10 protein-coding genes are annotated in these 10,281 nt (G+C 50.5%); 4 read left to right on the forward strand and 6 right to left on the reverse strand.

Features of this window, described 5'->3' with window-relative positions; translation table 11 throughout:
- The first annotated feature begins 69 nt into the window (after window positions 1-69).
- Entirely contained in the window at window positions 70-600 is a 531-nt protein-coding gene (locus ACN4EK_RS31200) for a hypothetical protein (protein WP_431662340.1), read from the forward strand.
- Here the strand turns inward: ACN4EK_RS31200 and ACN4EK_RS31205 are convergent.
- From ACN4EK_RS31205 to ACN4EK_RS31220, 4 genes are all read right to left on the reverse strand, one after another.
- Entirely contained in the window at window positions 597-1,523 is a 927-nt protein-coding gene (locus ACN4EK_RS31205) for an ion channel (protein WP_431662341.1), read from the reverse strand. The genes ACN4EK_RS31200 and ACN4EK_RS31205 overlap by 4 nt on opposite strands.
- Before the next feature lie 3 nt (window positions 1,524-1,526).
- Complete coding sequence (locus ACN4EK_RS31210) at window positions 1,527-2,936, reverse strand: amidohydrolase family protein (protein ID WP_431662342.1); 1,410 nt, start codon at window positions 2,934-2,936, stop codon at window positions 1,527-1,529.
- A gap of 51 nt (window positions 2,937-2,987) precedes the next feature.
- The gene (locus tag ACN4EK_RS31215; protein ID WP_431662343.1) at window positions 2,988-3,311 is read right to left on the reverse strand and encodes an Mpo1-like protein; all 324 of its coding nucleotides are present in this window, start codon (window positions 3,309-3,311) and stop codon (window positions 2,988-2,990) included.
- 295 nt (window positions 3,312-3,606) lie between these two features.
- Complete coding sequence (locus ACN4EK_RS31220) at window positions 3,607-4,104, reverse strand: sterol desaturase family protein (RefSeq protein WP_431662344.1); 498 nt, start codon at window positions 4,102-4,104, stop codon at window positions 3,607-3,609.
- A gap of 321 nt (window positions 4,105-4,425) precedes the next feature.
- On the opposite strand from ACN4EK_RS31220, the gene ACN4EK_RS31225 reads away from it, so the two are divergent.
- Both ACN4EK_RS31225 and ACN4EK_RS31230 read left to right on the forward strand, forming a co-directional pair.
- Window positions 4,426-5,577, forward strand: coding sequence for an aromatic ring-hydroxylating dioxygenase subunit alpha (locus ACN4EK_RS31225; RefSeq protein WP_431662345.1), 1,152 nt, complete (start codon window positions 4,426-4,428; stop codon window positions 5,575-5,577).
- 183 nt (window positions 5,578-5,760) lie between these two features.
- Window positions 5,761-7,038: an aminotransferase class I/II-fold pyridoxal phosphate-dependent enzyme gene (locus ACN4EK_RS31230; RefSeq protein ID WP_431662346.1), complete on the forward strand. Its 1,278-nt coding sequence runs from the start codon at window positions 5,761-5,763 to the stop codon at window positions 7,036-7,038.
- A gap of 267 nt (window positions 7,039-7,305) precedes the next feature.
- Here ACN4EK_RS31230 and phoU read toward each other — a convergent pair whose 3' ends face one another.
- Window positions 7,306-7,959, reverse strand: a complete 654-nt coding sequence (gene phoU / locus ACN4EK_RS31235) for a phosphate signaling complex protein PhoU (protein ID WP_431662347.1) — start codon at window positions 7,957-7,959, stop codon at window positions 7,306-7,308.
- Between the two features lie 490 nt (window positions 7,960-8,449).
- On the opposite strand from phoU, the gene ACN4EK_RS31240 reads away from it, so the two are divergent.
- Window positions 8,450-9,490 carry a hypothetical protein gene (locus ACN4EK_RS31240; RefSeq protein WP_431662348.1) on the forward strand — a complete coding sequence of 347 codons (1,041 nt, stop codon included), beginning with the start codon at window positions 8,450-8,452 and terminating at the stop codon, window positions 9,488-9,490.
- A gap of 49 nt (window positions 9,491-9,539) precedes the next feature.
- Here ACN4EK_RS31240 and clpP read toward each other — a convergent pair whose 3' ends face one another.
- Window positions 9,540-10,139 carry an ATP-dependent Clp endopeptidase proteolytic subunit ClpP gene (gene clpP, locus ACN4EK_RS31245; protein ID WP_431662349.1) on the reverse strand — a complete coding sequence of 200 codons (600 nt, stop codon included), beginning with the start codon at window positions 10,137-10,139 and terminating at the stop codon, window positions 9,540-9,542.
- Window positions 10,140-10,281: the final 142 nt, after the last annotated feature.

Consider the following 10,281-nt stretch of genomic DNA (forward strand, 5'->3'; position numbering starts at 1 on the left):
AGATGTGTATAAGAGACAGACCCTGAACTGATCGACTCCAGTCCCGTTCTGCAACGCTGGCTGCGGCAAGTGCCGAATGTGAGGGAGGACATTAAGCACGATCGCAGCTTTCGGACTCGTTTACGGTTGGGCTATAGCCAATTTCCGTCTACCGATGATGCCAGTGGTTGGCAGGTGGGAATTGAGGATGTGTTTATCGATCGCACTGGATTAACCGTCAGTGCCGATTATCAAGCGAGTTTCAATGGCAAGCGAGAAAGTTGGGGTGCCGATCTGCGCTACTATGTGCTGCCGTTGGGGGGATACATCAATATTGCTCCGGTGGTGGGCTATCGCTCCCTGGAAACGTCACGGTATTCAACCGATGGTGTAAATGTAGGAGCACACCTCTTATTCGTCCCATCTCGTACAGGTGCCGCAGATATTAGTTTGACCCAAAGCTGGGTGTCTCCCGGTAGTGAGGATGAAGTGGGAATGACAACGCTTTCAGTGGGTTATGCCCTGACCCAGAACCTGCGACTTTCGACTGACTTCCAGAAGCAAAACTCCCGTTACCGCAAAGATAGCCGTCTGGGAATTGCCGTGGAATGGATGTTTTAAAGTTCTTCGTCTAGCGGTACGACATCATGAAACAGGGCGTAATTAATGGATTGCCGACCGTCGGGCGCTCGATGAAAAATGTCCACAAAGCGGTAATTCCACAAAATACTGTGGACGGGGTAAGAATGGCGGGCATGGATGGACTGGGACACCGTTTCATCCGTTCCAACTAATGTCACTAGAATTTCGGCATGACTCTCTGCCAGGGATGCCGGAGTTTCGCCATATAACGGGCTAGCCGGATCGATCGGGTGCATGGCTGACCAACTGAGGGCGAAAAAGGGGGTATGGTTACGCGTGAGGTTCAGGTCATAGATCCGCCGCATTGTGTAACCCTCGGGGAGCGTTTCTTCCCGGATCAGTGTTACCCACAACCTCGCTTCGAGAATTTGATTACCTCGTTGGTTTGCTGCCCGAAACATTAATGTTGGGATGCGATTCAACGGCGTGACGATCGCCACTTGACTGAACAATACCCGCGCCGTTGGTCGGGAAAATCTGGCAAACATTAGCCCGGTTGCCAGTGCCACGCCTAACAACCCAACTAAGGCTTCGATCGCCACCAGAATATTGGCATAACTGGTTTTGGGATACATTGCCCCATAGCCGATCGTTGCCATCGTTTGCACACTAAAAAAGAAGGCATCTGGGAAGGAACCCGGTTGGGCATTGGCAATGCAATCGCCTCCCGCTAAGTAAGCCAGGGCAAATAGAGTATTGCCCATCAGGTAGGCAACCACAATTAGGCTAATAAAGCCCCCCCAGGACATCTTCAGCAAGAGGTGATAGAGATCTCGCCAGGGGGGATGCAGTAAACCCTGAAGCACAAACTCTACTGATCCACCGAATTTCACGACCCGCTGATACAGGCGAGTTGAGGCAGTGCGAGTGCGAGCCTCCGGGTTGCTTCCCAGTTTGCCCATCGGTTAGCTAGCCGTACTGCTGAGGGCTGGATCGGGATGCGTCAGTGCTGCGGGGAGGCTTTGCCGCAGGCGATCGCCATACAGAGCGAGGGCATTGCCACCGAGCAGGAGTCCCAAATGATCGCGATCGTAAGTTGTGACGGTCGCTGCATCCTTGACACAATCTCTCAGGACACCATCCCAGTGTCCGTAATCGCCTGAGAAGCAAGCCAACCGCTTACCGACTTCGCCCATCGCGGTATGCATGTAGGCGGGCCCTGGATCATCTGACTCAAATGAGACAAAAATCTGTCCCCGTTCAAAGTATTCCAATGGATCGCGATGCCGCAGATCGTAATGTTCGTACAGACTGGCATCATCAATTTTGGTGGGGTCATGCTCTTTAGTCCACATCAGGTCAAACAAATTCTTCGCCTGACTAATGATGTTGGTGTTGTTGTGGGTACCGCGCTCCTGAATCATCAACTTGGTAAAGTCCATCAGCGACGGGCGATAGGGATGCTTCGGATCAAAGTCGCGAATGCGTTTCTCCCAATGTTCATGGAAGGCATGGGCCAGGTCGGGTACCCAACCACAGCCCCCTTCCAAAAAGCCCACTCGTAAGGTCGGGAACTGCTCGAACGCCCCATCAAAAATCATCCGAGCCAATGCCATTTGTTGCTGGTTGCGCTGGACAAAAATATGGGTCAGGACAAAGGTTTCCATGTGGTCAGAAATGCCCCCGACCAAACCGGAACCGGGGCCACCATGAATGCCTAAGGCAATATCCAGATCCACGGCAGCTTGTAGCAAGGGACGAAAATCGGAGTGACTGATGGCTTTAGAGGTGCGAATCTCCGGGAAGGCATGGGGAGCGCTGGGATGGGGCACAGGTAAATGGGGGGCAACCCCGACCGAAATCATGCCTAACTCGTTGACGCAGCGTTTCATTTCCGCGATCGCGGCCGTGACATCCTGTAGAGGGATTACCCCGATCGGTTTAAGGCGATTGTCATATCCTCGGCAGTCATCGGCGATGTAATTGTTGTATGCCTGACATAGCGCGACGGCTAAATCTTTATCCAGAATGCTAGAGAACATCAGGTTAAGAGTGCCGAAGATTACCTGAACATCGACCCCTTCTTCATCCATGTGTTGGATGCGGACGCGGTTAAACATTGCGCCTAACGTGGTTTCGGGATGCAAATTGCGGAAGCCCCCTTTGCCTAAGCCCTGGGGTTGCGGAAACATGCGGGTGAAATCGGCTTTGCCGGTGGCTGGATTGGCATCAATAATTCTGGCTCGTTGATCGCCCAGGCTATCCACCACTAAACCAATGCGATCGCGGTATTCCGGCTCAATGTAATCCCGCAATACCAGGGGATTCTCTAGCTTATGAGCATCGGCATCGATCACTAACAAACCTTCGTACATGATTTCTCCTTAAACAGCAAATTGAAACGCGTTTAGCTGCCCGTGAAACTCTTAATGATGATTGGTATTTGGGTTGTAATTGGTGAGGAGCGGACGTAAGCCAAACCAACGCTCAAATGACCAGGACATCGATGCCAGAATCATGATGCCATTGCGGTATTTGACAAAGGCAGGTTCATTCTTCTCAAATACAATATGACCGCCGATCGCAAACACCTGGGTTAGCACCAGACACAGTAATGTCAATCGCCAATCAACAAACAGTAGAATCACTGCTGCGATCGCCAGAATGTTGGTCAGGTGATGCAAGATTTGGTTAATAGGATGCTGGTGGCTAGCAACAAAGTGGGCTTTAGCTTCTTGAAAGTAGCTCACGGTAGTCTCCAAAGTGCCTCTAGAGATGGTTGTTGGCACGATACCACGGAGCTTTACTCTCTCAGAGATGCTGATCGATTTTCTTTGCAATTAGAGAACGGTTGATTATTAAAGATTCAAGTGATCGTACTCGCCTTTTTTTCTGCTATGCCTATAGAGCTTTAAGCCCTCTATATCTGGGGGACTTTAAATCTGGTTCCCCCAGAATATTGCCTGACGGTATCGTAGAAAGGGGGCTAGGGAGGCAGTTCAGGTCACTATTTTGACAGCTCAAACAACCTGAATCCGGAGAGATTTACCACCAGCGTAATTGTAAATCCCCCGTTTCTGCCTGCTGTACCTCTTCTTGAGTCGGCCATTCTACTGCCTGGTAAGTGCCGAAGACATGATCCCACCAATCCACCCCCAAGCCAAAGTTGTGATGCCACATTTGATGTTTGTGATGGATATAATGCACTGGCATCTTCATCCAGAAGCATTTAGTAGGGTGATCATGCTGGATCTGGTGGGCATAGGACGAAAACGCCGCATAAACCAGTCCACCTAAAAACCAGCCAATTCCCACTTCTAAGGAGATCAAGAAGGGCAGGCACATCACGACGATCGTACCCTTGATATAGTCCAGAAACTCCCAGACCACCCCCTGACCCTGGTTGCGCTTATGGTGATCCCGATGTCGTTGCCCTAATCGATAGGGTTGATGCATGAGCCGATGTACCCAATATTCCACCAGGCTGGCAAACACAAAGGCGCTGATAAAACAAATAATTCCGATCGACAACTTGGCAATCATGGGTTTTGCTTTTGGTTCCTCACAAAAACATCTATCTGAACCTAATTTCAGTCCTACACTTTCCCTCAGGGACTAGGCGCAACCCCCAGGTTGTTCCGACCAATAGGGATTCGTTTTTCCATTGTAAAGATGAAATTGGTGCAAATAGCTCAGCTACTTTCGTATTCTGCCATCTTGCTATCCGGTTCTGGGAACTGTTGTTTCCTATTCCGCATCCTGGGAACTATCCAGGCGGGGCTACTGCGTGGAGGAGTTAGGTGCTATGATGCACCCCTAGTTAAGGATTGTATAGAATAGCATCTGAGTGAGGAGAACGATGGGATGGAACTGGCTACGACCCTAAAAACTCAAGATGTCCGCATCGGGGTCAGAGAAATTGGCATCAATCCAGATCATTGGTATGCCGTAGCTTGGGCAAAAGACCTGGAGCCGGGGCAAGTGATATCAGTGACCGTCTGGAGTCAGGCGATCGCAGTTTACCGGGGCATTAGCGGTCAACTGCATGCATTAGATAATGTCTGTCCTCATAAGGGAGTTGACCTGCACACGGGGGATGTCTCGGGTGAGCGTCTGGTTTGCAGTTATCACGGCTGGGAATTTAATCATCAAGGGCAATGTGTCAGAATCCCTTACCTGCCGGAAGAACAAAAACTGCCCTGTGCGGAACTGCGGGTATTTCCAGTTCAAGAAAAGTATGGCTTAATCTGGATTTTTCCGGGCAATCCGAATTTAGCCGCAGAACGCCAACCGCCAGAGATTCCTGAATTTGATAATCCTAACTGGGTGATGGTGTCGATCGGGGCACGCTTCAATGCCCATTATTCCATCTGTAACGAAAATACGATGGATGTGTTTCACGGCTATCTGCACCGCAACTTGCAGGGCTGGTTTAATCCGGTGCTCCTGAAGCTGAAGGAATCCGATGATTCGGTCTGTGCCGACTATCGGGTGTCTTACAAAGGTCCGATTACTGGCTTCCTGGGATTAAGTGAGGATGGAAGTAGCACCACGACGAAGATCATTTCAGTCAACTATCACTATCCCAACTACTACACCTCCCTGGAAGGCATTTCTTCCCTGTATTTGATGCGGCTTCCAGTCAGTCCATCGGAAAGCCGATCGTTTGCTTTTCTGTTTCTCAAAGTCCGCTTGCCCCAATGGCTGGTTGCGATCGTTCGTCCGGTACTGCAATACAGTATCCGGAACGGTCTATTTCTGCGCTTCCTGGCTCAAGACATTGAAATGATCGAGAGCGAACAACGCAACTATTGGGCGAATCCCCAGCGGCGCTATGTTGAGATCAACCCAGCGATTGTGGCGTTGCAACGTGTACTCGTCCGGCAGTATGAGCAGTTTCAGCAGTCGCTGAGGCTCTCTCAACCGACTGGACAAACCGGTGACAGGCACAAATCAGTGGATGAACCCGTCTCTTCTTTAGAGGCGATCGCCACAAACCATACAGACCCCTCATAGGTGTTTTCGGGATGAACGCTATGATACCCGTGCTCGTTTGTCTGCCAGAGCACAAACCATCAACTACTCCATCGGACGTATGCTTGTCGCAGGGTTGTACCTGGATAGCAAATGACTCGATAGGAAAATATACTGTTGAGCAAGCAGCAATTGGCTATTCAGAAAAGGTGAGAGGAGTTTACTGTGCAAGTTGTTAAAGAGTACGTCCAGCGTTGGTATGAGAGCGGGCTTGACCCCGACGAGTATATTTGCCATAAGCGGCAGGGCAATATTGTTGAGATTGAAGATACATCGACGGGCAAGCGTCACACCGTTCTCACCTTTTGTACGAACGATGTGTTAGGGCTGACTCAGGATGATGCGGTGAAGCAGGCGGCGATCGATTCGATTCTGCAATACGGCACTTCCAATAGTTCTTGTTCGGTTTTAAGTGGGCGGATTGATTTGCACCGACAGTTAGAGGACGAAATTTCTGCCTTCAAACATCTACCGCATACTCAGTTATTTCTGAATGCCTGGATGGCGATGCAGGCGTTGATGGATGCTTTCTGTCATTTAGCCATTCCTGTGCCTAACTTTCAGCACACCCGCGAAACCTTGATTTTGACCGATGTGTTAAATCATGGTTGCATTGTCTCTGCGGTTTCAAATGCGGGGACTCGCTCTGGCAAACTGTTTGGTCACAGTCCTCGGGTACGGGTACGCGCCTATCGCCACTGTGATGTTGAAGATCTGGCGCGGAAGCTGCAACGCTATGTCCGTCCCAATGATCGGATTATGGTGATCTCCGACGCGGTTTTTTCGATGGATGGGGATATTGCCCCACTGCCGGACATGATCGATGTCATGAGTAACTATGAGGGCAGTGTGCTGGTGATGGATGAAGCCCATGCCAGTGGTGCGATCGGGGCAACGGGACGGGGCATTTACGAATACTTTGATCTGCTGCCGCAGGATGCGATCAACCGGGGCGTGATTCCGCTGATCATGACCACTTTTTCTAAATTTGCGGCATCGGCAGGCGCGGCAATTAGTACCCATGTGGCAGAACTGAAGCCATTGCTGAATGTGTCTCCTACCTCGATCGGGACAATTTCCCTACCCCCCCCAACCACGGCGGCGGCTTTGGAAAGTATTCGGATTGTGCAACGGGAACCCGACCGGATCAAACGCTTGCAGGAAAACACCCGTTACCTGCGATCGCGCTTAGCGGCCCATGACTTTTTGGCGATCGGGGAGACGAATGTGGTGCCGGTGATTCTGCCTCCGGAGATCAACCCAAAAGTTTATGCCAGAGAACTGCTGGAGTATGGCATTTGGGTATCACCGATCTGGTTTATTGCCAAGCCACGGATTCGGATTACGGCGAATGCTCTCCATACTAAGGAAGAGATCGATCGGCTGGTCAACACGATGGTGAAGGCGCGAGATCTGGTGTATACGCCGACGATTAGTGCCTAACCTGAGCGCCAGCGCAAATTAACTGCAAATTAACCATGGGGGAATGTCACTGAAATAACAATCCGAACCGCCCCCCAACCCCCAATTCTGGGGGAGCCGAACCTCAAAGTCCCCCAAAGTTGGGGGATTTAGGGGGCAATTAGAGTTAAGCGTGTCCTTAAGTCAGTGCCATTCAACCATGGGGGCATAGCAACAACTAATCAGGGGTGCCGGATTCACCAATATCCCTGATTGTTTTGAGCTATGCCCTGATAGCATATCGCCCAATTAACGCTGTCCTGTTACTACATAAGCGACCCGTTTGCCAATGTTGGTGGCGTGGTCTGCCATCCGTTCCAAATGGCGGATAATCAACACCATCAGAATAATCGGTTCAATTACACCCTGGACATTGGTTTGTTCTGCTAGCGCACTGTAGAGGGTTTCATAATCTAAATCCACGGCATCGTCGCGCTCTTTCACCTCTAATCCAGAGACGGCATCTAAATCAGATAACGCTGCCAGACTCATGGCTAACATGGCACGACAGCGATCGCACATTAGCTTCATTTGTGCCATCTGGGAGGGGGGCGGATAGGGAAACAGCCGGACGGCAATTTCGCCTAAGTCCTCAGCATAATCGCCAATCCGCTCTAGATCCCGTACCAGTTGCATTAAGGCGCTTAGAAGGCGGAGATCCTGAGCAACGGGGGATTGCAGTGCGATTAAGGTGACGCAATCCTGTTCAATCTGTCGATACAGTTGATCAATTTGCTTATCCTGAACGGCGATGCGCTTCGGAGCCTCCAGATCTCGCTCAAACAAGGCTTGTCGTGCTAACCAAAAAGAATTTTCGACTAGCGCTCCCATACGGAGAACGTCCCGTTGAATTCGGCGGATTTGCCGTTCAAAGTTGACCCGAGTTGACCCTGAGTTATTCAATGAAGTTCCTACCAGAAGCCTACTCCAAAAACAATTTATTGACTGTCGTTCTACCCTATGAGCTTACGAGGCAGCGATGCTGACGACGGTATGATTTGAAGTATATCGATCCTGCCAAAGTTGCCAGATATCATAGAATACTCGCGCTCATGCCTGCATGGCTGTGATCCTCACTGTGATTGCTATGCCCTATCTATTTTTAGCGTGAAGTTCGATCGTTGCCACGTTTTTTATACAATTACACCAAAAATGGTGTTCTAGAAAACATTTTTCCAGGCATGGCATCCATTTATTCCAAGGTATTGCCACTGCTTTGATTTCTTTTAGAAAATAAAAATGGTCAGCCTGGGATCTGATTCATGGCATCGAAGATGGGCTATAGTAACAGACCACAGAGTAGCAAGGCGTGATTTACGATCGAGCTTTGTTCCTCCTCCGGTTTTAGACCAATTGTGAACCGGGCTGTCTTCTGCTTTGAGTGTGCAATGTTATGTACCAGCCAGTTGATCTCCAAAGTCTATTTGTGCAATTTCAACTTCGTTATCCTGGGAGTAGTTTGATCACCGAGCTAGTGCAGATTCATGAGCACCACTTCATTGTGCGGGCGATCGTGCAGGTGGGCGGAGTCACGCTAGCCACCAGTATGGCAACTGGAGCCACCGTGGAACTGGCAGAGGATCACGCCCGATCGCGGTTATTCAGTCTATTAGGATTTTTGCCAACCCCAAGTAGTTCTGCCCCATCGGACAGTGTTGCTCCTGTCGGTACGTCTGGACGGAATATGACAGCCCCAGGGGTTCCCTCGCCTCAGTCCTGGTCGGCCTTTCCCACCCACTTCTCTACGGCTGATTCGGCTACAGCGGTCAGTCCAACTCCGCCGTCCAATCCGGCATCTGCGACTCTAGAGCCTGTTCTGCCGCCACCATCAGTGATGGCACCTCCGGAGCGATCGCCCGAATCGGAGTTAAATCTGCTGGAAGAAACGCCGCTGCTCTCTGTACCCCCTAGCCTGGATGCAGAACTCTCGTCGCCAGCATCGGAGCCTACTCCTGTGGTTGACTCCTTTTTGCCCACCTATCCTAGTTTAGATTTAGAAATCACATCGCCAGAAGCGGACCCATATCCTCCTACGAGTACCACTTTTCCATCCACCTATGATGGCTTGGAGCTAGAGGATACAGTGGCGATCGATGATGAATTCCCCCTGGAAGAGCGCTTACCCCCGATCGACCTACCTCCAGTCGAGGCCGTGGTGCCGAGTAGCCGCCCAACCAAATCATCCCGGTCTAAGGCGAGTAAAGCGGCTACAGATACACCGAACACTCCGGCACCCAGCGATGCCCCGATCGACTTAGCGCCATTATTCTTGCAAATTGAACAGGAGATGGAGCGAATTCATTGGACGAAGGAACAGGGACGAGATCACTTAAAACGCACCTATGGCAAGCGATCGCGCCAACAATTAACGGATGAAGAACTGCTGGACTTCTTGAACTATCTTAAAGCCAGACCATTGTACGAAGAAGTGTAGGGTGATATCTCCGACCCTGTTTAAAGCAGTCGGAGATTGCCATTGCGAGTTAGCCCACTGGGTGGGTGGCGGAGGGACGACGATCGATAACTTGATCAATCAACCCATAGTTTTTGGCTTCTTCCGCTGACATGAAGAAGTCCCGCTCAGTATCCTCCTGAATTCGATCCATCGGCTGTCCGGTATGTTCCGCCAGCATTTCATTCAACCGTTGCTTGTGATAAAGAATTTCTTTCGCTTGAATTTCGATATCTGTAGCCTGTCCCTGAGCTCCACCTAAGGGTTGATGAATCATGATCCGGGAGTGCGGTAAACTCATACGCTTACCTTTGGTTCCCGCACTTAGGAGAAATGCGCCCATGCTGGCAGCCAATCCCACACAGATCGTCGAAACATCCGGACGAATGTGTTTCATCGTGTCATAGATCCCCATACCTGCCGTGACCGAGCCACCGGGAGAATTAATGTACAAATAAATGTCCCGTTCAGGATCTTCGGCATCGAGAAACAGTAGTTGGGCAACCACCAGATTGGCAACATCAGAATCGATCTGCTGTCCTAGAAACACAATGCGCTCCCGCAGCAGTCGAGAGTAAATATCAAAGGCACGTTCGCCGCGACCAGACTGTTCAATAACTGTAGGAATCATGTTGCCTAGCGGTTCCAAATAGTTTTCCTCATTCTACCGACTCGATCGCAGAATCGGTGACACACACCATTACCTCCCCATCTCCCTACCTCCCCACCTCCCTCACCTCCCTCACCTCCCTCACTGTCTCTTATACACATCT

Origin of the sequence: Pantanalinema rosaneae CENA516, assembly GCF_050753385.1 — a bacterium.
In the GTDB taxonomy this organism is placed as follows: domain Bacteria; phylum Cyanobacteriota; class Cyanobacteriia; order Leptolyngbyales; family Leptolyngbyaceae; genus Pantanalinema; species Pantanalinema rosaneae.

Excerpts from the sequence above, each read along its gene's own strand:
- ACN4EK_RS31205 (WP_431662341.1), bottom strand. The coding sequence starts at position 1,523 with ATGGGCAAACTGGGAAGCAACCCGGAGGCTCGCACTCGCACTGCCTCA.
- ACN4EK_RS31210 (WP_431662342.1), bottom strand. The coding sequence starts at position 2,936 with ATGTACGAAGGTTTGTTAGTGATCGATGCCGATGCTCATAAGCTAGAG.
- ACN4EK_RS31220 (WP_431662344.1), bottom strand. The coding sequence starts at position 4,104 with ATGATTGCCAAGTTGTCGATCGGAATTATTTGTTTTATCAGCGCCTTT.
- ACN4EK_RS31225 (WP_431662345.1), top strand. The coding sequence starts at position 4,426 with ATGGAACTGGCTACGACCCTAAAAACTCAAGATGTCCGCATCGGGGTC.
- ACN4EK_RS31240 (WP_431662348.1), top strand. The coding sequence starts at position 8,450 with ATGTACCAGCCAGTTGATCTCCAAAGTCTATTTGTGCAATTTCAACTT.
- clpP (WP_431662349.1), bottom strand. The coding sequence starts at position 10,139 with ATGATTCCTACAGTTATTGAACAGTCTGGTCGCGGCGAACGTGCCTTT.